Genomic DNA, 26,720 nt, shown 5'->3' on the forward strand with positions numbered 1-26,720 from the left:
CGTCCGGTGCCAGGACGAAACAGGTGGCGAGAACCTGCCCAGCGGTCGAGAAGGGACAGTGGTCAGGCGGGGACGGAGGTGGGAGCGCGATGCCGAATTCGATCTTGTGGATCGCGCTCGTCGTGCTCTGGGTCTTCGTGCTGTTCCCGATGCTGGCCGATCGGCATCCGCGGATCCGCCGCACCACGGACGTGGCCCTGGCAACCCGGGTGCTGCATCGAGGTGGTACCAGACGACGTGCGAAGAAAGGGCCGGCCACCGGGCATGAGACCGATCCGGACTGGGTGCCGACCCCTCGGCAGAAAAGGCTTTCCCACGGCGATGATGCGGAGGACCGGATGACGACATCGGCCGATGAGCCCGTCATCGAGGACGACCGGAACGCACCCGAGCGCGCCGAATCGGAGGTGACGCGGGCCCACCGGAGCGCCGGTGATCCGCCCGGTCGCGCCGACGGGGGCGAGGAGCACGCCCGTGAAACCCCCGGCGACGCCGTCGATGCCGAGCCGGGCGACGAGCACGACGACTTCGGCGAAGTCGATCGCGACGGCGATCTCGCCGGAGACGCCCGCGCCGACGATCCGGACGATGCCGAGGAAGGTGAAGAGGTCGACGACGTCCCGGCCGCCGCCGAGACCGAGGATCGCCCGCAGGCGAGCATGGCCCGCATCCCACCCGCACCGAACGCGGCTGTTCCGGCCCGGCGCGGCGATGTGGATCCGGACGACGAGCTCGATGATCTCGACGACGGCGCCGACGGCGAACCCGGATCGGCCGCACGCGATTTCGTCCCCTCCCGGCGTGGCCGTGGCGGGTTCGATCCGGAGGCCGACGCCATCGCGCGCGCGGCCCGGTATCGCTTCCGGCAGCGCACCGCACTCGGATTGATCCTGAGCACACTGCTTTTCGGCGCCTTCGCGATCGCCGTGAGCGCGACCCTGTGGTGGGGGTGTGCGCTTTCGGTGGTGGCCTTCGGGGGCTATCTGGCCTACCTGCGGCGGCAGGTGCGCTTCGAGGAGGACATCCGCCGCCGCCGCGCGGCACGGCTGTCCGGAGCGCGGCAGCGCCCCGCCGAGAACGCCGAAGCCGTTGCGCAGGAAAGGGTCCGGGCCGAGCGTCGTCCGGGGATGGATCGCGACGCCGCCCGCGCGCTGCGCCGGCGCGCGGTGGTGCTCGACGTCGACGACGAGGACCCGCTGTTCGACCATCTGGAACATTTCGACGCCGCCGCTGCCCGGGCCACCCGGAACCGGGCCGCGGGTGGTGAAATCCGCCGCGCCGCAGGCGAATAGGAGCCGGGGAGCCGGTTGCCGACGGCCGCCGCATCGTAGCCAGGAGCTGCGAGCGGCGGCCGTTTCGGTGTGCCCTGGCGTTTTTTCGCGGCTGTGGCCGGACGAATCGGCGCTCGTGGCTAACTCTCCGCATCTCATAGGGGAGGTGGTGTGTGGTGGGCTGTCAGCCGGAATGTGAAACGTCCGTGTCCACTCACCGGGAGTGCCGAGAAGGCGGCAAATTCATAGGTAACCTTTTGTCGCTGTGATCTCCCCGTTACGAGTGGCTCGCGAGCTATTTCCGGAGTAAGCTCGGGCACCGTGCAGAATCGCTGTCCACAAGATCGAAGGATTTAATCCTTCCGGTACGGATGCGTGGTCACGGGTATTGACACGCCGCAGCAGGTGAGGACGCTGCGCGTGGGGTAGCTGGGCGGTTGGAAGGGTTGATCGACGTGTATGAAAGCACTCTGCTATCGATTTTCACCGGCCTGCTCGCGTAACAGATCGAGAAATCGCGATGAACAATTCAACGGTCATCGACGAGATCGAGGTCGATCTTGCCGAACGGGTAACCGCGCTCGATCTCTATCGCCGCTGGGAAATGCAGCAATGGCAGGCGCAGAGCCTGGAATACGAGCGCGATGCCGAGGGCTGGACCCGGCTGCCGGCCTTCGCGCGGTTGCCGCTGCTGGCCACCCTGGCCCGCTTCCTGGTCGGCGAGACGACCGTGACCGAGACCTTGGCGCCGCTGGCCTACGCCGCGCCCGAGGTCGACTACAAGATGTATCTGGCCACCCAGCTGGCCGACGAGGCGCGCCACACCGTCTTCTTCCGGCGCTACCTCGCCTTTCTCTCGGAGACCCTCGGCAACGAGGAGTTATCGCAGGTCAGTGGCGTCGATCGGGTGGGCGACCTGTTCGAGAAGGCGCTCGTGGACGCGGTCGAGCGGGTGCGGGCGGACCCGGGCGACATCGCCGCCTGGTACGAGGGCGTGGTGGTCTACCACCTGCTGGTCGAGGGTGCGGTGGCGATGACCGGTCTGCACACCGTGCTGGGAACCGTGCGGGCGCTGCCACGCTTCGACATTCTGCGGACCGGTATCACGAATGTCGCCCGCGACGAATCGCGGCATATTTCCTTCGGTGTGCTGGCATTGCGCAACGGAGTGCGCGGCGGACAGCGCGACCATATTGTCGCGATGATTCGCAAACATATTCCGGCGGCCGCCCGGACATTGGTCGATCCGGAAACGCGTGATCCATTTCCGCGATTGGTGCCGGTGTTGCGGAAACGCGCCGAAATACTTCAGGAGCAATGGGAATTCGCGGAGAGTTCTCTCGGCCGGAGAATGACGTCGATCGGAATTCCTTCGGACACCATTTCGGAACTCACGAAGAATTGGCGGGAATCCTGTGCGGCAGCCGCGGGAGAATATGCCGATCTGCACGGTGAATCACATCCCATCACGTACCTCGTTCGATGAACAAAAACAACTCGGGAGCATTTCGTGGACGAAAATGAAGTGCGCGACCAGGTACGGGAACTGGTCCGTCGGCACGCCCCCCAGCCTTCGGCGGAATTGGCCTCCGATGATGTGCTGGCCGAACAGCTGGGCTACGACTCGCTGGCCCTGATCGAACTCGCGCTCGGCCTGCAGGTGCGTTTCGGCATCGACGCCGGCGGCGATTCCGGTGCGACGAATGTGGTGACCGTCGGCGATATCGAGCAGATGGTGTGTGACGCGCTGCGGGCGAAACAGCCATGACCGGATTGCTCGACTGGCTGGCCTACGACGGCGAGGAACGAGGCTGGACCATCGCCGACAACGGCGATTGGCGCCGCATCGCCTATCCCCGGTTGAGTGAACAGGTGCGACGGGTGGCCGCGGCCTGTATCGAGGCCGGGGTACGTCCGGGTGCGGTGGTTTCCATCGTGGAATCGGCCCCGGAACGATTCATGACGAATTTCTTCGGCGTGCTGGCCGCGGGAGCCACTCCCAATCCGCTGGCGCCGCCACTACCACTGCAGAACGAGTCGGCGTATCGGCAGCAACTGTCCGCATTGCTGGCCGCGGCCGCTCCCTCGGCGATCATCGTGGCGGAGGAACTCGCCGGAGTGGTTCATCCGGTGCTCGAATCCGTGGGCGGGGTCACGATTGTCGGCACGTCGAATGCGACTCCCGCCGTGACCGAACTGCCGGGGTGTGCGCCGGACCGCATCGGTTTGCTCCAATTCACCTCCGGCAGTAGTGGTTCGCCCAAAGCGGTCCGGGTATCGGTGGCGAATCTGGAGGCCAATTGCGCCGCGATCGACCGGTGGCTGGAGTTTCGCCCGACTGACCGGATCGCCACCTGGCTGCCGCCGTATCACGATATGGGCCTGATCGGCTGCATCATCACGCCGACCATTCTGAATCTGGACATTCAGGCCATGACGCCGATCGATTTCATTCGGGATCCGTTGTCGTGGCTGTCCTGTTTCGGCCGCGACGGCGCGACGATCACCGCGACGCCGAACTTCGCGCTGGCGTATCTGCTGCGAAAGATGACCGACGAGGCCTTGGCCGGAATGGATTTCGATCCCTGGCGAGTGATGATCGTGGGCGCCGAACGGATCGATCCGGCGATTCTGCGCGGATTCGCCGAGCGATTGGCGCCCTACGGATTCGATTCGCGCACACCGTGTCCCGCCTACGGGCTGGCCGAGGGCACGCTCGCGGTCTCCGGCCTACGGCCGTCGGAGCCGGTGCAGGCCGCCGCGGTGACACCCGAAACCGGCGCCGTGGACGGTCCGTTCGAGCTGATGTCGGCGCCGCTCGAGGACGGCCGGCGGTGGCTGGTCGGGTGTGGCGCACCGCTGGACGGAGTGACGGTGCGGACCGCGGCGACCGACGAATATGCCGGAGCGCCGGGCGAATTGATCGTCGGTGGCCCGAGCGTCGCCCGGGAATACCAGACGGCGGAGGGCACCCGCGATCTGTCGCGTGCCGAGGACGGTGCTCTGGCGACCGGTGATGCGGGGCTGCTGGTGGGTGGGCAGCTGTATCCGATCGGCCGGGTCGGCGACGCGGTGAAGGTGCGGGGCCGCACGATCTACGCCGAGGACATCGAGGCGGCCGTGGTGGAGGCCTTCGGCGTGCCCGCCAACCGAGTGGTCGCGCTGGCCGGCAACGCCTTCGGCGCCGCACGCGTCGCCGTGCTGGTCGAGGACAAGCCGGTCGAGGCCGTGCGGCTGCGGCAGGTCCTGGCCGGGCAGCTGGGAACGGATACGTCGCTGCGGTTGTTCATCGGCGACCGGGGACTCATCGCGCGCACCACCAGCGGCAAGCCGCGGCGGCGGGTGATGTGGAACCAGTTGCTGCAGGGCGAATTCGACGCCCTGGAGAGGAGTTGACGATGGCGCCGGTACCGCTGTCGACCGTCGACCACATGTGGACGGCGAATATGGCCGGTCCGCTGCAGTTCGTGGTGGAGTTCGGCGAGGTGCTCGACGCCGATCGGATCGTCGAGGCCTATATCGAGACGGCCCGCGAATTCGTCGGCGCCGACGCGGCGCTGGTGCAACTCGACGAGCGCACCTTGGCGATGGATGTCGACGACCCGCGCCCCGCGATCCGGGCCACGGTCGCCGAATCCACCGTGCCGCTGAGCGAATGCCTCGATCCGGTCGAGATCGGAGTGGGGCATGTGCTCGCCCGCGGGCGGGTGGTGACCCGCGGCGACCGCACGGCCGTCGGGCTGTCGATGTCGCACGGCCTGGCCGACGGCTACGGCATGTTCTTCTTCCTGGCGGCCTGGGCGGCCCGGGCCCGCGGCGCTCGCTTCCTGTCGCCGCGCTGCGACCGCGAGGTGCTCACCCGCCCGCAGGCACGCGACCGCGACAGCGTCGATCCGGACGCGTTGCGCCGGGCGGGATTCGTGACGGTCGAGCCGGATCTGGAACTGCCCGAGCTCGACGTCCACACCGGTCGGCTGGATCTCGCCGAATGCGAGGCGCAAGCCGAGGTTTCGGGGTTGTCGACCGCGGATCTGGTGGCAGCGGGCCTGTTTCGCGACTACGCCGCGACCAAGGACACCGACCTGGTGACCCTGGCCTGCCCGGTCGACATCCGCCGCTTCGTCCGCGAACTCGGCCCGACCTATTTCGGCAACGCCTTCGTGCAGGTGCTGATCGATGTCGAGACCGAGCGCGTCCGTAACGCCTCGGTGCCGGAGATCGCCGGCTGGGTGCGTGACGCGATCGCCACCGCGCCCGGACGCATCGACGACGCGATCGCCGAACTCGAGGCGTTCCTGCAGGTGCACGGCATCGCGGGACTCGACCGGGTCTGGGGATATCCGCCGCAGTCGGGCTTTTTGGTCAGCAATCTGTCCCGGATCCCCGCCTCCTGGCTGGATTTCGGTGCCGGGCCGCCGGTCGGTCTGGTGACGCCGGGCCGCCGGCCGCGCCAGGACGGGTGCTATCTGCTGCCCGACCCCGAGCGGGCGCACAGCCTGCAGTGGGCCTCCACACTCGAGCACGAACCGGCCGCGCGTTCGTAGAGAGACGAATCCGATATGGCTGCAGCGATGACCTACAGCATGGCCGTCGGCGATCGCGACGCGGCGCGCCTGGCCCTGCTCGATCAGCATTACAACCCGAGTTCGCGTGCCTTCCTCGAATCGGTCGGGCTCTGCGCCGGCGCGACGGTGGCCGATATCGGCTGCGGGCACGGCGCGATGACGGCCTGGCTGGCCGAGCGGGTCGGACCCGACGGCGTCGTCTACGCCGTCGACGCCTCCGCCGAACAGCTCGAGATCGCGCGCCGCCTGGTGGGCGATCTGCCGCAGGTGCGCTACGTGCACGCGCGCATCGAAGACGCACCGCTCGAACCCGGTTCGGTCGATTGGGTGTACAGCCGCTTTCTGCTGATGCACGTGGCCGACGCCGCCGCCGCGCTCACCGCGATGGAGCGCATGCTCGCCGACGACGGCGCGCTGCTGCTGGAGATGTCCGATGTCGGGGCGCTGCGATTCGTGCCCGCCGACGATCCCGCCGCGGATCTGTGGCGGGAGTGGTGGTTCGCCCTCGGCCGGGCGCGCGGCGCCGCCCACGACATCTACGAGCGCACCCCACAGCTGCTCACCGAGGCCGGCTTCATCATCGCGCGTCGCGACCGCTTCCAGCCGGTCTCGGCGATGCCCGAGGCGAAGATGTTGCACGCCTTGGGATTCGAACAGTGCGTGCCGGCCTACCTCGAACACGCCGGCGCCGATCCGGCGGCCATCGATGCCCATCGCGCCTTCCTGCAGCGCGTCGTCCCGGATACCGACATCGCCGTCGAACTGTATGCGACCAGCCAGTATTTCGCCCGCAAACGTCCGCGGGCACGAAGATTGTGAGCCTCCGCCATGGTGAGAACACCAGCCGCGCAACCGAAGTCGATCATGGGGATCAGCGGTCTGCACAACAGTGTGCCGTTCAAGCAGGCCCGCTTCCCGGGGCTGGAGTGGCGCGACTACCGCATCACCCAGGGCTTCGATTCCGCGGCGGCACTGCTGCACGACGGCGAGCTGGTCAGCGCGGTGGCCGAGGAGCGGTTCACCGGCGAGAAGGCGACCGGCGCCTTTCCCGAACACGCCATCCGATTCGGCTGTGAACGAGCCGGAATCTCGGTCGATTCGCTCGACGTGCTCGCCCACGGCTTCTCCTACGAGCCGCTGCGAGCCGAATTCGAACACAGCGAACTCGGACGCGCGCGGTTCCGCGAGGTCTTCGCCCGGCAGGTGCTGCTGGACAAACTCACCGAGACCTTCGGCGGCGACTGGGACGACCGGCTGGTGCAGGTACCGCATCACCTGGCCCACGCGGCCAGCACGTTCTATCCCAGCGGATTCGATTCGGCGCTGATCCTCGTCGCCGACGGCATGGGGGAGCAGCACAGCGCGACCGTCGCGCTCGGAACGGATGCGGGCATCGAACCGATCGCGACGGTCTCGGAACTGAATTCCCTCGGAATTCTCTACGGCGTCTTCACCTACTATCTGGGCTTCGCGTTCGGCCTCGACGAGTACAAGATCATGGGGCTGGCGCCCTACGGTGACCACCGCAAACACTTCGCGGCGATGATGGATCTCATTCATCTGCGGCCCGACGGTACTTTCACGATTCCCATCCTGTACCGCAACGAAACCGATCTGGACCGGGAAACCTACCGCGGCACACTGAAAGCGATCGAGGAGATCTTCGGCCCGGCCCGCGGCCCCGACGACGAGTTGACCGACCACCACCGCGATATCGCCGCCGCCCTGCAGGCGGCGCTCGAGGCGACCCTGCTGCACACGCTGCGGCACTTCCGCAAACAGACCGGTGCGAAGAATCTGTGCATGGCCGGCGGGGTCGCGCTCAACTGCACGGCCAACGGCGTGATTCTGCGCAGCCGCCAGTTCAAGCGCATGTTCATCCAATCCGCCGCCGGTGACGACGGCACCGCGCTGGGTGCGGCGCTGTATGTGCACCACCAGCGCGAGGGGGCCGCCCCGATCGCGGGTATCGCGACACCGCTGAACGGCCCGGAATACTCCGACGAGCAGATCGCGGCGGCACTCGCGGGCCGGACCGATTGCACCGCAACCCGATTCGACGATTTCGCGGCGCTCGCCGCCGAATTGGGCCGCCGGTTGGCCGCCGGGCAGATCGGGGCGCTGTTTCAGGGACGTCTGGAATACGGTCCGCGCGCCCTGGGCAATCGCAGCATTCTCGGCGACCCGCGCCATCCGCGCATGCGCGACATCATCAACGCGAAGGTGAAGAAGCGGGAGGGCTTCCGCCCCTTCGCTCCCGCCGTCCTCGACGAGTACGCGACCACGTATTTCGACATCAAGGACGCCGAGGTCGACACCTATGCCTGGATGCTGTTCATCACCTCGGTGCGGCCGGAATTCCGCGAGGGGCTGCCGGCGGTCACCCATGTCGACGGATCGGCTCGGGTGCAGACGGTGTCGCGCGAGCGCAACGAGCGGTTCTGGACGGTGATCGACGCCTTCCGGCAGGAGACCGGCACACCGATCCTGCTGAACACCTCGTTCAACGTGAAGGGCCAGCCGATCGTGTGCACGCCGGCCGAGGGCCTGGACACCTTCGTCACCGCCGGACTGGACGTGCTGGCCATCGGCAATTACCTGGTAGAGCCGGTTCGCGCCGGATAAGTGGGATCGAGTTACTGTGCAAGCCGACTTTCTTCCCGGCGTCATCGCCATCGCCACCGATTTCCGCCGCGCACCGGTGCAGCGATACCTGCGTGCCCGGGAAGAGCATCGTCCCCGCTCGTCGGGTCCAGCAGTGGCGGCATTGATCGCCCTGATCCACCGGTATTCCGAACACGCCGAGGTCGCACTCGGAGTGATTGCGCCGGAGGATGATTCACCGAGTCCGTTGCGGGTGGCCGTCGAGCCGGATCGCACGGCGCAGGCGCTGGCCGCAGAGGTCGATGCGGCCCGCTCGCGAGCGGCGGCCGCACGCGCCGGCTTCGACATCGACGAATTGATCGCGACGCTCTGTCCCACACCGGTATTCGATCGCCATCCGCTGTTCCAGATCGCCTACTGCGAAATCACCGGCGAGCACGACCCGGACGCGGCGGAGGACGCGCTCGAGGCCGTCGTCGGCTGCGATCTGGTCTTCGTCGAGGATCGCGGCGCGGGTGAACTGCGCTGCGAATACGATGCGGAGCTGTTCGAACCGCAGACGGTGCGGCGGCTGCTGGCGCAGTGGGCGATGCTGATCGACGCGTTCATCGCGCAGCCGGATACCGCGCTCGCGGCCTTGCCGATGCTGCCGGAGGAGGACCGGGCGGCCCTCGACGAGTGGTCGACCGGGCCGCAGCCGGCCCGTCCCGCGACGACGCTGCACGCACTGATCGCCGAACGAGCGGCGAGCCGGCCCGGCAGTCCCGCCGTGGTGTCCGAGGCGGGCACGCTGAGTTACGGCGAACTCGACGACCGCGCCGCGCGGGTCGCCGGATATCTGAGCGCCGCGGGGGTGCGGCCCCGGCAGATCGTCGCGCTGTGCCTGCGGCGTTCGCCGCGGGTGCCGGTGCTGGCGCTCGGTGTCATGAAGGCCGGTGCGGCCTATCTACCGCTGGATCCCGCGGATCCGGATGCGCGGCTGGCGACGATCCTGGCGGATTCCGGGGCGTCGGTGGTGCTGTGTGACGACGCCGAGATCGCCGAACGCTTATCCGCCGAGGGCGTCACGGCGATCGATCTGGACGCCGTAGGGGACGAACTGGACCGGACCGAGCCCGCACCCGCCCGCGTCGGCGCGCCGACGGATCTCGCCTACGTCATCTACACCTCCGGTTCGACCGGCCGGCCCAAGGGTGTGCTGATCGAACATGCGGCGATCTGTAATCGCCTGCTGCACGACGCGATTCGCATCGACGAGTCCGACCGGGTGCTACAGAAGACGCCGCTGACGTTCGACGTGTCGGTGTGGGATCTGTTCTACCCGCTGGTGCACGGCGCGCAGTCGGTCCTGTGTGATGCCGAGGGGCATCGGGATTCGCGCTATCTCCTGGATGTCATTCGCGCGCGGGAGATCACCGTCGCGCACTTCGTGCCCTCGATGCTGCGCACGTGGCTGGCCGAGCCCGGCGCCGAGGCCTGCACCTCGCTGCGGTACGTGACCACCAGCGGTGAGGCGCTACCCGCCGACGTGGCCGCCGAATTCCACCGGCTGCTGCCGGATACCGCGCTCTACAACTACTACGGACCGACCGAAGCGGCCGTCGACGTCACCGGCGAACAGGTGCTTCCGGGGGCGGCGGTCACCCTCGGCCGACCGATCGAGAATGTGCGCGCCCTCGTCCTGGACGCCGCGGGACAGCTCGTGCCGGTGGGTGTTCCGGGGCAGCTGCATCTGGCCGGGGTCTGTCTGGCACGTGGCTATGTCGACCCCGCCGACGAGATCGGCCGCTTCGTGGCCGACCGGCGGACCGGAGAACGGCTGTACGCCACCGGTGATCGTGTGCGGCGGCTACCCGACGGACGCCTGGAGTATCTCGGCCGGGCCGACCATCAGCTCAAATTGCGTGGTCTGCGGATCGAAGCCGGTGAGGTCGAGGCCGCGTTACGCTCCGCCGAGGGAGTGCGCGAGGCCGTGGTCACGGTCTTCGGCGATGATCCGCAGCGGAGCGAACTGGTCGGCTACGTGAGCGCCGCCGCCGCGGGTGTCGACACCGACGCGGTGCGCGCACATGCCCGTACTCTGCTGCCGGCGTATATGGTGCCCGCGAAAATCGTTGTGCTCGAGGAGTTTCCCCGCAACACGGCCGGGAAGATCGATCGCAGGAGTTTGCCCGCGCCCGTCGTCGCGGTGCCCGGCTCGACCGCCGCCTCACCGAGCGATCTCTCCGACGCGATAGCGGCGGTCTGGGCGCAAGTGCTCGAGTGTGATTCGGTGCACGCCACCGCGAATTTCTTCGATCTGGGCGGCAATTCACTGCTCGTCGCCCGGGTGCACCTGGCACTGGAAGAGGCGCTCGGGATCTCGATCGCGCGCACGGACCTGTTCCGCTATCCGACCGTGGCCGCACTGGCCGCGGCCCTCGCCGGTTCGGTCGCTGCCCGGGAGTCGGTCGACGATGCCGGCGACCACAGCGGTCCGTTCGCGGTGATCGGCATGGCCGTGCGGGTGCCGGGCGCTGCCGATCTCGACGAATTCTGGGATGTCATCGCGGATGCGCGCACGACGATGACCGAACTCGACGACGAGCAGTTGCGGGCCGCGGGCGAATCGGAGGAGCGCATCGCCGCGCCGAATTACGTGCGCACCGCGGCCGTCCTGGACGATATCGCCGGATTCGACGCCGAGTACTTCGGTTTCACCGCCCGCGAGGCCCAGGTCACCGATCCGCAGCATCGGCTGCTGCTGGAATGCGCGGTCGAGGCGCTCGAACACGCGGGCTACGGTGGTGCGCCGCAGCGTCCGCGCACCGGGGTGTTCGTGGGCGGGCTGCCCAGCAGCTACTTCCACCGCTATTTCGCCGACGACTTCACGCAGCTGCCCTCCACCCAGCACTATCAGATCAAGGTCGGCAACGAACCCGACTTCCTGCCCACCTCGATCGCCTACCGCCTCGACCTGCACGGACCGGCCGTCACCGTGCAGAGCGCCTGTTCGACCTCGCTGGTCGCGGTCCATCTGGCCTGCCAATCCATCGGCCGCGGCGAATGCGAGATCGCCCTGGCCGGCGGGGTCGCGGTGCGCGTGCCGGATCGGGTCGGCTACCTGCATCAGGAGGGGATGGTCGCCTCGCCGGACGGGCACTGTCGCGCCTTCGACGAGCAGGCCGGCGGCACCGTCTTCGGCAACGGGGCGGGCGTGGTCGTGCTCAAACGGCTCGACGCCGCGGTGCGCGACGGTGACCGGATCTTCGCCGTGGTGCGCGGCACCGCGATCAACAACGACGGGTCCGCGAAGGTCGGGTTCACCGCGCCGAGTGTCGACGGCCAGGTCGAGGTCATCCGCCGGGCGCATCGCGTGGCCGGGGTGGCGCCGGCGGAGATCGGATACGTCGAGGCGCACGGTACCGCCACGCCGATGGGGGATCCGATGGAGATCGCCGCCCTCACCGAGGCATTCGGCGGTCCGCGCGCGGACCGGTGCGAGGTCGGATCGGTGAAGGCGAATATCGGCCACCTCGATACCGCCGCCGGTGTGGCGGGATTCGTCAAAGCCGTTCTGGCGTTGGACCACGCGGTCCTGCCGGGACTCGCGGATCTGCACCAGCCCAGCAGCCGGATTCCTTGGTCCGAGACGCCTTTCCGGGTGTCGCCGCGCTCGCGCGCATGGCCGTCGGATCGGCCGCGGATCGCCACGGTATCGGCCTTCGGCATCGGCGGCACCAACGCGCATGCGGTGCTGGAGGCCGCGCCGCCGCGCATCGCGAGCGCCGCACCCGCGGGCTGGACCGGACTGTTCCGGTTGTCGGCGCGTTCCGATGCGGCACTGCGTGACCTCGCGCAGCGCTACCTCGATCGGCTCGATGCCGATGCCGATGTCGCCGTCGAAGACGTCTGCTACACGACAGGTTTCGGCCGGGAGCATCATGGGCAGCGGCTTGCCGCGGTGATCTCCACGCTGCCGGAGTTGCGGGCGGCGCTGGCGGCGTACCTGCGCGGTGAACCCGCGGCGGCATTGTTCACCGAGGCGGAGCAGCATGCGGACCACCGCCTGTGCCTGGTCCTAGGCGACGCTCCCGAAGCCGGTGTCGACGAATTCCTCGACCGGTACGCCGACGATGCGGTGGTGCGGAAGGCGCGCGCGGAGGTGTCGGCGGCACTCGGCGGCGCCGAACCCACCGGAGTGCAGGCGGAGCTGGCCCGTCAGTACGTCCTGGTGCAGATGTGGCGGGCGTGCGGCCTGCACTGGGATGCGGTGATCGGTTACGGCACAGGCGAATACGTGGCCGCGACGATCTCCGGCGTCCTCGACCTGGCGACCGCCATGCGGGCCGCCGCGGCGGGGACACCGGCGTGGGCGGGTGAACGCCGGGACCTGCGGTTGGCATCGCACGCACCGAATGCCGACGCACCGCTCGATTCGTGCGTGGCGGCCGTGGGCTGTGATCGGATGCTGGTGCTGGGCCGTCGCAGCGACGAACGAGCCCGGCTGCGGCTGGCCGCCGATCGGTACGGCGTCCACACGGTACCGGCGGCCGACGGGCCGCACGATTTCTCGCGCGGCCTGCTGGTCGCGGCGGCGAAACTCTATGCGAGCGGTGTGGACATCTGTCCCACGCCGTGGGGCCCGTTCGCCCAGGGGTGTCGAATCCCGCTGCCCACCTACGCATTCCAGCGCAGCACCTTCTGGGTCGAACCGAAACGGGCGAGCCGCCGTGCCGAGAGCGTCGCCGAGAAGACCGGGCTGCCCGGCCGTCCGGTGGATCTGCCGCTGTCGGAGGAGATTCGCTACGAACGCGGTTTCGCCTGTGACTCACCGTCGTATGTGACCGATCACCGGTTGTTCGGTACCGCGGTGGTGCCCGGCGCCTCGCATATCGCCATGGTGCTGGCCGCGGCGGCGCACCACATCGACGGGCCCTACGTGCTGCGGGACACGTTGTTCCTGCATCCGTTCGCCGTGTCGGACGGCGGCAGCCGCCGCGCACAACTGGTGCTGCGGCCGAGCGGTCCGGGCTGGGACGTGACCCTCGTCGCCGAGGAGGAATCCGGTGCGGGCGCGGCCTGGCCGGCGCTGTTCCGCACCGCGCTGGAAAGTGCTCCCGCCGAATCGGATTCGACATTCGGCGAGACCGAGCGCGGAGATATTCTCGCCCGCTGTCCGCAGGAGCTGTCCGGACTCGAGTTCTATCGTGATGTGTGGGTGCCGGGGCTCGACACCGGAAACTCCTTCCACTGGATCGAGAGCATCCGGCGCGGCGACAACGAGGCACTGTGCCTGACCACCCGTCCCGAGGGTGTGGAGATCGGGCCGGAACCGCTGCACGCGGGGTTGGTCGAGGCCGCGTTCCAGGTGCTCAACAGCTGCTGGAAATACGACAACGATCTGCTGCGGGCGCAGGAGAACATCTACGTTCCCTTCAGTATCGACCGCTACTACTTCTCCGGTCGCCGCACCGAGGGCCCGCTGTGGATCCATGCCCGATTGGCGGGCGGGCACGGCGCGGGTGACGAGGCGTTCACCGCGCATATCCGGATGTACAGCGCCACCGGCGAATTGGTGGTCGCCGTGGACGGATTCGAATCGCGGCGCATCAGCCGGGCACAGGTGGAGCGGGCGCTCGCGCACAAGACGGCCGATATCACCCACGAGCAACACTGGCAGCGCACCGAGGCGGCCGACACGGGCACCGAGCCGGCCTCGCTGCTGGTGGTCGACGATGAACCCGACCGGTTGAGCCGTTTCGCGCGGGTGCTGCGCGCGCGGGCGATTCCGGCCGAGACGGTACTGATCGGTGCGGATGCCCCGCCGGGATCGGGCATCACGCGCAGCGCGGCCACCGACGCCGAAATACGCGCGTGGCCGGTCGAATTCGCCGCGGCGGACCGTCGCGGCTACGTCGACCTGCGCGGCCTGACGAGAGCCGACGGCGAGAGCGCGCGGTTCGTCGGCGAGGCCGCCCGGCGGTGTGCCGCGGCGGTGCGACCACTACCGGCGCTGGCATCCGAACGCGTCCGCGTGTGGTGGCCCACCCGCGGCGCCCAACCGGTGACCGGCGACGCCGACGTCACCGATCCGGCGGCGACCATGCTGTGGGGTATCGCCACGGTCGTCCGTCGCGAGTATCCGGAACTGCGTTGCAGCACAGTCGATCTGGATGGCGACGACGATTCGTCGCTGATCCGGCTGGCGGCCGAGATCCACCGCTGGTCGCCGGAGACGCGGATCGCGCATCGCGGCGGGAATCGCTACGTCGCACGGCTCCGCCGGGCACAGCCGGGGACGGATGTGCGGATACGGCGCGATCGCAGCTATCTCGTCACGGGCGGGCTGCGGGGGATCGGCCCCCGCGTGGCGCACATGCTCGCCGAGCAGGGCGCGGGACACCTCGTGCTCGTCGGCCGCACCGCACCCGATCCGGAGACCGCGCGGCTGCTGGACGAGATCCGCGACGGCGGCTGCTCGGTCACCGTGCACACCGCCGACATCGGCGCCGAGTCGCTCGCCGGCGTGGTGGCGGCAGCGCCGCATCCGCTCGGCGGCATCGTGCATGCGGCCGGTGTGCTCGACGATGCGACGATCGCCGGGCTGGACGCCGGCCGATTCGAGAAGGTCCTGGCGCCCAAGGTCGGCGGTATCCACCGGCTGCGCGAAATAATCGGTGCGGATACGGAATTCGTGGTGTGCTTCTCGTCGCTGACCGCAACCGTCGGGGCGGGCGGACAGGCCAATTACGCGGCGGCCAATGCGTATCTGGACGGGTACGCGTCGCTGTTGCGGGCCCAAGGGATCCGCGCGACCAGCATCGCGTGGGGTCCGTGGGGCGACATCGGGATGGCGGCCCGGCTCGACGCCGAAGAGCGCGAGCGGGCCCGGCTGCGCGGCTACCGCCCGCTCTCGCCGGAGCAGGGGCTGCGTCTGCTGGCCGGCAATCTGGTCGCTGCCGGTCCGACCGTCGTCGCCGCGGATCTGGACTGGCCGAAGCTGGCCGCGGCCGCGGGTGGTGACCCGTGGTACGGAAGTATCGCCGCCACCCCCGCCGCTGCCGGACCGGCCGCCTCGCTGCGTGAACGGGTACTGGCGGCTGCCCGGACCGACCGGGCGGGCCTCGTGCGCGAGCTCACGGCCACCGAGGTGAAGGCGGTGCTGGGCCTCGACGCCGGGCATCTGATCGACCCGGAGGAGGGATTCACCCAGCTCGGGATGGACTCCCTCGCGGTCGTCGAACTGCGCTCACGCCTACAGGACGGTTTCGGACTCGCGCTGCCCGCGACCTTCGGATTCGACCATCCGACCGTCGAGAAGGCGGCCGAATATCTCATGGCCGCAATCGGTTCCGGGGAGCCCGACGCGCCCGACCCGGCCACTGCCGCCGTTCATGCTCGGCCGCACCACGCGACGACACAGGACGGAGCGCCGCAGCTCACCGACGTACCGCCCGCGGGTTCGGCCCCGGCCGGGCCGTATTCGGATGCCTCGACCTCGGCCCCGGCCGCGCCGGATTCGCCGGTTGCGGATTCGCTCGCGCCGACCCCCGCTGTTGCGAGTCCGGCCGGTCCGCCTCCGGCCGAATCGCAACCGGCGGCTTCGGAATCGGCCCCGTCGGCCCCGCCGGCGCCGCCCCAGTCGGAGGATCCGATCGCCGCCGAGCTGGCTCTGCTGGAGGCGGCATTACACAGCGACGCACAGTGGTGAGGGATATGTCCGCAGCTAGTTCCGAATCCGTCTCCACCACCGGTGTGACACCCGACCGCGAGCAGCGCATCGCCGCGGCCCTGCGCGCGGCGCGGGAGCGGCTGGCCGAACCTCGTCCGGCGGAACCGATCGCGATCGTCGGCATCGGCTGCCGGTTCCCCGGCGGCATCACCGGGCCGGACACCCTGTGGGACGTCGTGGCCGGGGGTGTCGACGCCACCGGCGAACAGCCCGGCGATCGGTGGGATGTGCAGCGGTTCTACGATCCGGACCCGGACAAGCCCGGCACCATCTACACCACCCGCGGCGGATTTCTCGACGCGGTGGACATGTTCGACGCCGACTTCTTCGGCATCTCACCGCGCGAAGCGCACGCGATGGACCCGCAGCAACGGCTCCTGCTGGAGATCGCTTGGGAGGCGGTGGAGAACGCGGGTATCGCGCCCCAGCGGTTGCGCGGATCCGATACCGGCCTGTTCGTCGGATTCAGCTGGCGCGACTACGACCGCATCGCCGTCGCGAATATCCCCGAAGCCATGAACGCCTATGCGGGACTGGGGAATACACCGAGTATCGCGGTGGGCCGGGTGGCGTACACGCTGGATCTGCACGGACCGGTGTCACTGGTGGATACCGCGTGCTCCTCGTCGCTGGTGGCGGTCCATCAGGCGGTGCAGAGTCTGCGCAACGGCGACTGCTCGACGGCGCTGGCCGGTGGTGTGAACCTGATCCTCTCGCCGTTGTCGACGATGTTCTGCTGCCGCATCCGGGCGTTGTCGCCGGACGGCCGCTGCAAGACCTTCGATGCCTCCGCCGACGGATACGGTCGCGCCGAGGGCGCCGGTCTGGTGGTGCTCAAGCGGCTCTCGCAGGCACAGCGCGACGGCGACCGGATCTACGCGGTGATCCGCGGCTCCGCGGTCAACCACGACGGCCGGACCGGCGGACTCACCGTGCCGAGCGCCCGCGCGCAGGAGGCAGTGGTGCGGGCAGCGCTGCGGGCGGCGAATCTCGAACCGGCGCAAGTGAACTACATCGAGGCACACGGCACGGGCACCGCGCTGGGCGACCCGATCGAAATCGGTGCGCTGAACTCCGTCTTCGGCGGCGCGCGTGCGCCGCTGTGGGTCGGGTCGATCAAATCGAATTTCGGGCACGCCGAGACGGCGGCGGGGATCGCCGGTCTGATCAAGGCGGCCCTGGCCGTCGAGCGCGGTGTGCTGCCGCCGACGCTGCATGTGCGGGAACCGAATCCACGCATCGATTGGGCGTCCGGTTCGGCGCGGGTGGTCACCGAGACCACACCGTGGCCCGCCGGATCGCGGATCGCGGGTGTCAGTTCGTTCGGTTTCAGCGGGACCAACGCGCACGTGCTGGTCGAACAACCGCCGGCGGCAGCCGAATCCGGCAGCGTCGTACCCTCGGGCCTGCTGACGCTGTCCGCTCGCGGCGACGAGGCGTTGCGGGCGCAGGCGCGGCGGTTCGCGCTCGCGCTGCGCACCGTGGAACCGTCGAGACTCGAATCGGTGTGCGCGACAGCGAATCTCGGGCGGAGCGCGTTCGAACATCGACTCGCCGTGGTGGCCGGGAGTACGACCGCGATGGCGGCCGCCCTGGACGCACATACCGCCGGGCAGCGGCAGCCGACGATCGTGACCGGCCACGTGCCGCGTGGTCGTGCCGTGCGTACCGCACTGTTGATCGGGCACCGCGGACCCGGTGTGGAACCGCTCGATCGCGAAAGCTACACCGGCTCCGACGTCTTTCGCGCCGCCGTCGACGAATGCCTGGAGGCGACCGCCTCGCGGGAGAGTTTCCGGACCGCTCTGTTCGCCGGGCTGGCACCGCATCAGGCGCAGCGCGTCCCCGGCCTGGCGGATGCGCTGGCCTTCGTGCACCGGTACGCCACCACTCGCCAGTTGCTGGCATTCGGTCTGCGCCCGGCTGCCGTGCTGGGCGTCGGCGTGGGCGAGTACGTGACCGCCGCGATCGCCGGAATTCTGGAACCGGCTGTGGCACTGCGTGCTTCGGTCTCGACCGCGGCGCTGCTCGGCGAACGCGTGGTGGCACGCACCGACGACCGTGCGCCGCTCGACGCGGTACTGCGCGAAACCGGTGCGCGCCTGTGCGGTCACGCCGGCGACCGCTATCTGCTGGAGGCGGGCCCCGGCGGTCGCGAGCCGCTCCTGCACCGCCTGCGCGCCGCCGGTGTCGCCGCGACGACGCACGCCGAACTGCGCGACCACCTGGGAACGGCCGTCCCTGATCCGGGACAGCCGGGCGAGCCCGAACTCACCGTCGTCTCCGCGCACACCGGGATGCGCCTCGGCCACGAAGCGGCCGATCCCGCCTACTGGTCGAGCCGCCCGCTGTGGCCCGCGCACCTGGACCGGGCCTTCGCCACGCTGGGAGAACTCGACTGCACGGTATTCGCCGAGGTCGCGGGGGCGACGCTGACCGAACTGGGAAGCCGCCGCACCGCCCCGGAGAGCCGCTGGTTCACCACCGGAACCACTCGCGGCGAAGTGATCCGGTGCACGGCCGGGCTGTTCGTGGCCGGCGCCGTCGACGATCTGCGCGACCTGCACGGCACCCACTATCCCCGGATCACCCTCCCCACCTATCCCTTTCAGCGCCGCCGCTACTGGGTGGAAGCGTCCGGCGCCACGCATGCGACCGGCGAGCCGAGCGCACCCGCTGCGGCGGCTCGGCTTCCGCGGGTCGAAGCCCTCGATGTGGACAGCCTCGATGCCGCTCGATCGGCCACGACAGCTTCGGGCGATGGTCCGGGAACTGTCCAGGGGTCCGCAGTTCCCGGACCGCCTGTGCGCACCGATGCGACCGGGTCGGACGTGCCCGCGAGAGCCGTCGCATCGGCGCGGCCCGCGCCGTCCGAGGCGGAGCTGTACCTGCTGCGCCGACGCGTGAGCGCGGTGGTGGTCGCGAGTATCCGGCAGGTCTTCCAGATGCCGGATTCCGATCCCGTCGATCTGCAGACACCGCTGCAGGAACTCGGCTTCGACTCGCTCATGGCGATCGAATTGCGAACCGTATTGGGCCGTGCGCTCGCGCTGCCGATCGAAGCGGCATTCGCCTTCGAATTCCCGACGGCCACAGTGCAGATCGCCGAGCTCACCGCGCGGTTGGCCGCCGCACCGACGATTCCGTCCGAGCCGGCCGCCGAACCGGCGATGTCGGCACCGGCGACTGCGGCGGAACCGACCACGATCGAGCCGCAGCCGAAGTACCACGACCCGGCCGACCCGCACCCCGTGTCGTTCGACATCCCCGTCAGCACGACCCGCATCCCGCTCGACGGCTTGAGCGAATCCGATCTCATCGCGCTGGCTCGCGCGGAAGTGGCTGCCCTGGAAGAGGTGCTGCGTTGACCCCGACCGCGACGAATCCGAGTGCGCTGCCCGAGGGCGGCGACAGCAGTGAGGCCTTACGCGGCGCCATCGCCGCCCTGCGCACGGCCCGCGGGGCCTTGGCACAGCGCAGTGAGCCGGTCGCCGTGATCGGTGCGGGCTGTCGCCTGCCCGGCGGCGTGGGTTCGCTGGAGGAATTCTCAGAATTCCTGCGCGCGGGCGGCGACGGCGTGGTCGATATTCCACCGGACCGCTGGGATGTCGAGCACTACTACGATCCCGACGCCGACGCACCCGGCAGATCTTTCATCGCGAAGATGGGCGCCCTCACCGATATCGGCGATTTCGATGCCGCCTTCTTCGGCATCTCGCCGCGCGAGGCCGAGGCCATGGACCCGCAGCAGCGGCTGCTGCTCGAGGTCGCGTGGGAGGCGCTCGAGCATGCCGCGATTCCACCGGAGTCCCTGCGCGAGAGCCGGACCGGCGTCTTCGTCGGGATGTGCCCCAACGATTACGGCGCCGCGGCGACGGATCCGGCGGCGATCGACATCTATTCCGCCACCGGTCTGGCGCCGTCGGTGGCGGCGGGGCGGATCGCCTATCACCTCGGATTGCAGGGGCCCGCCCTGGTCGTCGACACCGCATGCTCGTCCGCACTGGTCGCGCTGCATCTGGCGGTGCAGAGCCTGCGGTCGGGGGAGTGCGAGCTGGCATTGGTGGCCGGGGTCAATCTGATCGTGTCCCCGCAGTCGATGATCTCGATGTCGAAACTCCGCGCGCCCTCGCCGAGCAATCGCTGCGCGCCCTTCTCCGCCGCCGCCGACGGACTGGTGCGCGGCGAGGGGTGCGGCGTCGTCGTGCTGAAGCGCGAGTCCGCCGCCCATGCCGCCGGTGATCGAGTGCTGGCCTCGATCGTGGCCACGGCCGTCGATCAGGACGGCCGCAGCAACGGCCTCACCGCGCCCAACGGCCGCGCCCAGGAACAGGTGCTGCGGGATGCGCTGCGCGAGGCCAAGCTGGAGGCCGGCCGCATCGACTACATCGAGGCGCACGGCACCGGCACACCGCTGGGCGACCCCATCGAATTGCGTGCGCTGTCCGCGGTTTTCGGCGCCGATCGAGACCGTCCACTGCTCGTCGGATCGGCCAAGGGCAATCTGGGCCATCTGGAACCGGCCGCCGGAATCGCCGGACTGCTCAAGGCCATCACGGTCGTCCGCGACCGGATCGTCCCGCCCACACTGCATTTCGACGCGCCGAATCCGCTGATCGACTGGGACGCCACGCCGATCGTGATCCCGGCCGAGGCGCGGGAGATCTCCGGCGCCGAGCCGGTGTACGCGGGGGTCAGCGCATTCGGATTCAGCGGGACCAACGCGCATACGATCATCACCGCGGCCCCGGGGATCGAACCGGCGGCCGAAGATGCCGGGGATGCCGGGGTTGCCGCCGAACCGGCTCGGGAACTGCTGGTCCTGCCGCTGTCGGCGGCCACCGAACAAGCGTTGCGGGATACCGCGCTTCGCTGGCGGGACCGGCTGGCGGCCGGCGCGCCTGCGCGTGACCTGTGCTTCACCGCGTCGCGTCGCGCCGCACTCGACCATCGTGCCGTGGTGATCGGGGAAACCGCCGCCGCACTGCAACGCGGACTTACCGCCGTCGCCGAGGATCGTGATCGCGCGGGCGTGATTCGCGGCCGCCGCGGCGAACCGGGCGCCCTGGTCTTCGTCTTCGCCGGATTCGGCGGGCACTGGACCGGGATGGGTGCCCAGCTCATGGCCGACTATCCGGTATTCGCCGAGGCGGTGCGGCGGTGCGCGGCGGCGTTCGAACCTCATCTGGGCGCCGACATCGCGGAACTGCTGGCCACCGGCGAATCCGACGGCGGCCGTATCGATCTCGCCCAGCCCATGTCCTTCGCCGTGCAGATCGGATTGGCGGAATTGCTGGCGGCGACCGGGTTCCGGCCCGATGCCGTGATCGGTCACAGCGTCGGTGAGATCGCGGCCGCCCGGGTCGCGGGGGCACTGAGCCTCGCCGACGCCGCCGCGGTCATCGTCCACCGCAATCGCGTGCTGCGCGCGATCGAAGGGACCGGCGGCATGTTGTCGGTGCCGATGAGCGCCGGTGAGCTCGCCGGATGGCTGGAGCAGATCGAAGGCGAATCCGACCTCGCCGCGGTGAACGGACCCGCGCAGGTCGTCGTCTCGGGAACGGTCGCCGATCTGGATCGGCTCGAAAAGGCGCTGGCCGCAGCCGGTTACGATCCTCGGCGGGTGAAGATCGAGTCGGCCGCGCACAGCCGCCAGCTGGATCCGCACCTGGACGCCTTCGTCGAGCGGATCGCCGGCATCACCGCGATCCCGGGTGGCCGGGCCGCCTTCCTGTCCACCGTGGAGTCCGACTACGTCCCCACCGATGCGCTGACCGCCGACTACTGGGGTCGTAATCTGCGCAGCACGGTCCGCCTCGACGAGACCGTCGAGCGGGTGCTCGCGGAGGGTCCGGCGACCTTCGTCGAGATCGGGCCCAATCCCGTTCTGGTGGACGGCATCCGCGCCCGCATCGACGCGTCGAACGACCGGGGTGCGGTGGCCGGATCCCTGAAACGCAACGGCTACGCGCGCCGCGACATCCTGGAACTGATCGCCCGGTTGTACGTGCACGGAGTCCCCGTGGACTGGGCGGCCGCCGGGGTGCGCGGCCGGATCGTCGAACTGCCGGCGTATCCGTGGCAGCACAAGCGGTTCTGGGCTCGCTCCGACTGGGATGTGGCGGCCGAACAGCACGATGGTCAGGCGGTGGTCGAATCGTCCGTCAGCGGCGAACGCCTGCTCCAGCGCGTGGTCGATCCCGCTCGCTCGCCCTGGTTGCTCGACCACGCGGTCGGGGATACGCCGGTCGCCGCGGGCGCCTGGCTGGTCAACCTCGCCGCCGCGGCCCGCCTGCAGCACGGTTTCGGGCCCGGCTGCCATTTCGCCGATATCCGGTTCGAGCGGGTACTCACCCTGCCCGAGACCGGCCGTCGAGTGCAGGTGGTACTGCGCGACAACGAGTTTCGCATCAGCGCCCGCGCCGCCGAGCCGGGTGGCGCGGCCACGGTGTGGACCGAGCACGCTCGCGGACGGATCGTTTCCGGCGAGAACATCCCCGAGGTCCCGGGACTGGCCGCGGCGCGGCGGCACTGCCTCACCGCGGTGGACCCGCAGGATCTCTACGCGGCCTACACCCGCAACGGCACTCGCTACGGGCCCGCCTTCCGCACGGTGACGGAACTGTCGGTCGGCGATGGTGAGGCGCTCGGGCGGGTGAGCGCGGCGGCCGGTGCGCGCGACCCGGAGCACGGGGTGACGGCCGCCGCGGTGCTCGACGGATGTTTCCAGGTGGTCGGCGCACTGGCCGGGGACGAACTGTTCCTGCCGTCCGCGATCGGCGCCCTGCACGTCGCCGACCACATTCCGCCCCAGGTCCACGCCCATGTGCGCCGCTACGCCCGCGACGGTCGCCTGCAGACCGCCGACCTCGACATCTACGCCGACGACGGCTCGCTCGTCGCCACGGTGCGCGAGCTGACCGCCACCCGCGTCGACGCGGCGGATACCGCCGATGCCGCCGTCCTCGCGGTCGATTGGCAGCAGCGTCCGCGCGCGACCGGGCGGCTCTCGGGACGCTGGGTGGTCGTCGGCGGCGACCCGGACGACGACGCACCGCTGGGACCCGAAACGCTGATCCAGGAACTCGTCGCGGCGGGCGCAGACGCCGCCACGGTCGCGGTCGCGCCGAGTGCCGACGACACCGAACCGCACGCCCCGACCTTCGACGAACCCGCGGATCACATCCTGTACCTCGCCGGAACCGAGGACGGCGCAACGGCATTCGCCGATCTCGCCGCACTGCTCGGCCTCGCGCGGGCGGCCGTGCGGATGACCTCCGCGCCCCGGCTGTGGGTGGTCACGCGCGGCGGTCAGGCGGTGGCGCAGGAGTGCGTGGACCCGTGGCAGGCGGCCCTGTGGGGTTTCGGCACCGCCCTGGCCGCCGAACACCCCGAACTGCGCACCACGCTCGTCGACCTGGCCGCCGACGCGGGCGTGGACGGCGACGACACGGCCGACCTGGTCGCGGAACTCGCCGACGGCAGCGAGCGGCATATCGCGCTGCGCTCCGGACTTCGCTGGGTCGCGCGCCTCGACCGGGTCCGGCTGAATCCGGATCCACCCGTCGTCGCCGCGGGCACCCGCGGCTTCGGGGTGGATATCGACGAGCCCGGCCGCCTGCAGACGCTGACGCTGCGCGGTCGCGGCCGGCCGCGACCGGGCCCCCGTGAGGTCGTCGTCGCCGTGGCCGCCGCCGGTCTCAACTTCGCCGACGTCATGTGGGCCATGGGCTTTTTCGCGGATCTCGACGACGTGCCGCTGGGATCGGAATGCGCGGGCACCGTCGTCGCCGTGGGCGCCGAGGTCGACACGGTGCGCGTCGGCGACCGGGTGGTGGCGGTGGCGCTGAACTGCCTGGCCACCCATGCCGTCGCCGACGCGGCGCTGGTCTATCGCCTGCCGGAGACGTTCGCGCTCACCGACGCCGCGGCGTTGCCCACCGCCTACACCACCGCCTGCTACGCACTCGAACATCTGGCCCGGGTGCGCCCCGGCATGCGCATCCTGATCCATTCGGCTACGGGTGGCACGGGTGCGGCGGCCATCGCGGTGGCACGGCGGCACGGACTGGAGATCATCGCGACCGCGGGCACCGAGGACAAGCGCCGCTTCCTGCGGGAGCTGGGCATCGAGCACGTCTTCGACTCGCGCACCACGGAATTCGAGCAGCAGGTTCTCGATGTCACCGCCGGCGCGGGGGTCGATATCGTGCTCAACTCCCTCACCGGCGCGGCCGCCGAGGCGAGTCTGCGCACGGTCGCCGCCGACGGGATCTTCCTCGAGCTCGGCAAACGCGATATCTACGGCTCGGGGCGGCTCCCCCTGGAGCATTTCAAACGCCGCATCACCTACACCGCCGTCGATATGGCCGGCCTGCATCGCGAGCGCCCGGAGGTTTTCGCCGAACTGTTGCACCACACGCTCGACCGCGTCGTCTCCGGCGAACTGGAACCGCTTCCGGTGCAGACCTATCCGATCGCCGCGGCGGCCGAGGTGTTCCGGCTGATGAGCACCGGTGCGCACACCGGCAAACTGGTGCTGGTGACCGACGACGCGGCCACCACCGACATCGTGCGCGGTGCCGCGCAGGGGCTGGCCGAACCCGGCTGCGTCCTGATCACCGGCGGCCTCGGCGGGCTGGGTCTCGAACTGGCCCGCACCCTGGTCGAACGGGGCGGCACGCAGGTCGGACTGCTCGCCCGCCGGGAGCCGACCGCCGACGAACGCGCGATCATCGACGAACTCAACGTCGCCGGAGAGCGCGTGATCGTGGAACGCGCCGATGTCGCCGATGCGGTCGAGGTCACCGACGCCGTGGGGCGGTTGCGCTCCCGGATCGGTCCGGTGCGCGGGGTGTTCCATCTCGCGGCCGTCCTGCGCGACGCCGTCCTGACCAATCAGAGCTGGGACCGGTTCGATCCTGTGCTGCGTCCGAAGGCATTGGGCGCCTGGAACATTCACCGTGCGGTGACCGGCGATCCCGTCGAGTACTTCGTGATGTACTCCTCCACCGCGACCCTGCTGCCCTCGGGCGGTCAATTGAACTACGCCGCCGCCAACGCGTTTCTCGACGGCCTGGCGCACTACCGGCGTGCGCAGGGGCTGGCGGCCACCGCGGTGGCATGGGGTCCGTTCCGCGATACCGGACTCGCCGCGCGCAGCGACGCGACCGAGGAGTATCTGGCCGGCCGTGGAATCCGCTCGCTGGCGCCGGCGACGGCATACACGCTGCTGGAGACACTGCTCGACGACGGTCGTCCCCGCGCCGCCATCATCGGTCTCGATGCCGACGCCTGGCTCGGCGCCCATCCCTTCGCGCGCGCCGTGCCGATGTACGAACCTCTGCGCGCCATGGGTTCCGGCGCCACCTCGGCCCTGGCGGACGAGCTGCGCCGCCTGCCGGCCGAGGAGCGCGAGGCCGCGCTGTGGGAGCTGCTGCTGAGCAGAACGGCCGCGGTCCTGCGCATCGATGCCGACGAGATCGATCCCGCCGCACCGTTTCTGGAACTGGGCATGAGTTCGCTGGCGCTGCTCGAATTCAAGAACGGGCTGTCGGCGGCGCTGGGGATCGACCTGCCCGGCGCGGTGCACTGGGAACATCCGACGGTGCGGGCGATGCACCGCTACCTGTCCGGCCGCCTGCGTGAGGAGGAGTCCCGATGAGCGTCTATCTGCACGGGATCTCCTACGCCGTCGGCGCTCGCGAGCCCATCGCGGGCCTGGAGCCGCTGCGCGAGGACCCCGCCATGCTGCGCGATATGCACGGCCTCGGCCTGTATCACTACTGCCGCACCGAACAGAGCCCGCTGCAACTGGCCGCCGAGGTGGTCGCGAGCACTCTCGACCGGATCCCGGTGGATGCGGCCGAGATCGACCTGCTGGTCTACGCGTCGTCGAGTCCCGAAACCGGCGCCCTGGCCGGTGGTGAATTCCTGCGCTTCTGTGAGCGTTTCGGCCTCACCCGCGCCACGCCGATCGGTGTCACCCTCGCCGAATGCGCGAATTTCGGCAGCGCCCTGCGGATCGCGCACAGCCTGGTAGCCGCCGGATCGGCCCGCAATGTCCTGGTCGTCACCTCCGACGCGTGCCCGGATCCGCACGCCCGCATCCTGCGCGACGCGCTCTCGGTGCTGAGCGACGGTGCGGCCGCCTGCCTGATCACCTCCGCCGAACCGTCGCGCATCGAGGTGCTCGGCTCGAATCAGGGCACCAACCAGCTGATCCGCGTGGCGAAGATGCCGGCGCTGGCCGGGCTCACCAAACGCGGCTTGTCCCGCGCGGTCGCCGATATGCTCGACCGCGCCGGCCTGGACCGCGCCGACGTGCGACGCATCATCGCCAACAACGTCAACGAGGAGGCCGTGCGGTTCATGGCCGATTCGGCCGGACTCGACCACGACCTGTGCTATCTCGACAACATCGCCGACTACGCCCACGTGCACTCGGCCGACAACCTGATCAACCTGCAGACCTATCTGGAGGACGGCGTCGCGCCGGGGGAGATCGTCATGACCATCAGCCACGGGTTCGGCACCTGGGGCGTCGCACTGTTGAGGATCGGCTGA

At 69.7% G+C, this 26,720-nt stretch carries 11 protein-coding genes; all 11 read left to right on the forward strand.

The window, feature by feature from the left end; all coding sequences use genetic code 11:
- Positions 1-89 precede the first annotated feature (89 nt).
- Positions 90-1,292 carry a gephyrin-like molybdotransferase receptor GlpR gene (gene glpR / locus A5789_RS21025; RefSeq protein ID WP_064905813.1) on the forward strand — a complete coding sequence of 401 codons (1,203 nt, stop codon included), beginning with the start codon at positions 90-92 and terminating at the stop codon, positions 1,290-1,292.
- Positions 1,293-1,791: 499 nt separating this feature from the next.
- Positions 1,792-2,757, forward strand: coding sequence for a hypothetical protein (locus tag A5789_RS21030; protein ID WP_064905811.1), 966 nt, complete (start codon positions 1,792-1,794; stop codon positions 2,755-2,757).
- A 24-nt stretch (positions 2,758-2,781) separates the two neighbouring features.
- Entirely contained in the window at positions 2,782-3,039 is a 258-nt protein-coding gene (locus tag A5789_RS21035) for an acyl carrier protein (protein ID WP_030515113.1), read from the forward strand.
- Positions 3,036-4,667, forward strand: a complete 1,632-nt coding sequence (locus tag A5789_RS21040) for an AMP-binding protein (protein WP_063009138.1) — start codon at positions 3,036-3,038, stop codon at positions 4,665-4,667. The genes A5789_RS21035 and A5789_RS21040 overlap by 4 nt, the downstream gene beginning before the upstream one ends.
- A gap of 2 nt (positions 4,668-4,669) precedes the next feature.
- A complete protein-coding gene (locus tag A5789_RS21045) occupies positions 4,670-5,815 on the forward strand; it encodes an acyltransferase (RefSeq protein ID WP_063009140.1) in 1,146 nt (381 codons plus the stop codon).
- Positions 5,816-5,830: 15 nt separating this feature from the next.
- Positions 5,831-6,655, forward strand: a complete 825-nt coding sequence (locus tag A5789_RS21050; protein ID WP_081879446.1) for a class I SAM-dependent methyltransferase — start codon at positions 5,831-5,833, stop codon at positions 6,653-6,655.
- 9 nt (positions 6,656-6,664) lie between these two features.
- A complete protein-coding gene (locus A5789_RS21055; protein ID WP_064905809.1) occupies positions 6,665-8,461 on the forward strand; it encodes a carbamoyltransferase C-terminal domain-containing protein in 1,797 nt (598 codons plus the stop codon).
- A gap of 16 nt (positions 8,462-8,477) precedes the next feature.
- Positions 8,478-16,133, forward strand: a complete 7,656-nt coding sequence (locus A5789_RS21060) for an amino acid adenylation domain-containing protein (protein ID WP_064905807.1) — start codon at positions 8,478-8,480, stop codon at positions 16,131-16,133.
- 5 nt (positions 16,134-16,138) lie between these two features.
- Complete coding sequence (locus A5789_RS21065) at positions 16,139-19,522, forward strand: type I polyketide synthase (protein ID WP_082940855.1); 3,384 nt, start codon at positions 16,139-16,141, stop codon at positions 19,520-19,522.
- Entirely contained in the window at positions 19,519-25,818 is a 6,300-nt protein-coding gene (locus tag A5789_RS21070; protein ID WP_064922705.1) for a type I polyketide synthase, read from the forward strand. Before A5789_RS21065 ends, A5789_RS21070 begins: the two co-directional genes overlap by 4 nt.
- On the forward strand, positions 25,815-26,720 hold the full coding sequence (locus A5789_RS21075) for a 3-oxoacyl-[acyl-carrier-protein] synthase III C-terminal domain-containing protein (RefSeq protein ID WP_030515120.1): 906 nt from the start codon (positions 25,815-25,817) through the stop codon (positions 26,718-26,720). The genes A5789_RS21070 and A5789_RS21075 overlap by 4 nt, the downstream gene beginning before the upstream one ends.

Origin of the sequence: Nocardia sp. 852002-51101_SCH5132738 (genome assembly GCF_001665695.1) — a bacterium.
GTDB lineage: Bacteria > Actinomycetota > Actinomycetes > Mycobacteriales > Mycobacteriaceae > Nocardia > Nocardia nova.

Coding starts and splice junctions, on each gene's coding strand:
- glpR (WP_064905813.1), top strand. CDS start 90: ATGCCGAATTCGATCTTGTGGATCGCGCTCGTCGTGCTCTGGGTCTTC.
- A5789_RS21030 (WP_064905811.1), top strand. CDS start 1,792: ATGAACAATTCAACGGTCATCGACGAGATCGAGGTCGATCTTGCCGAA.
- A5789_RS21040 (WP_063009138.1), top strand. CDS start 3,036: ATGACCGGATTGCTCGACTGGCTGGCCTACGACGGCGAGGAACGAGGC.
- A5789_RS21045 (WP_063009140.1), top strand. CDS start 4,670: ATGGCGCCGGTACCGCTGTCGACCGTCGACCACATGTGGACGGCGAAT.
- A5789_RS21050 (WP_081879446.1), top strand. CDS start 5,831: ATGGCTGCAGCGATGACCTACAGCATGGCCGTCGGCGATCGCGACGCG.
- A5789_RS21055 (WP_064905809.1), top strand. CDS start 6,665: ATGGTGAGAACACCAGCCGCGCAACCGAAGTCGATCATGGGGATCAGC.
- A5789_RS21065 (WP_082940855.1), top strand. CDS start 16,139: ATGTCCGCAGCTAGTTCCGAATCCGTCTCCACCACCGGTGTGACACCC.
- A5789_RS21075 (WP_030515120.1), top strand. CDS start 25,815: ATGAGCGTCTATCTGCACGGGATCTCCTACGCCGTCGGCGCTCGCGAG.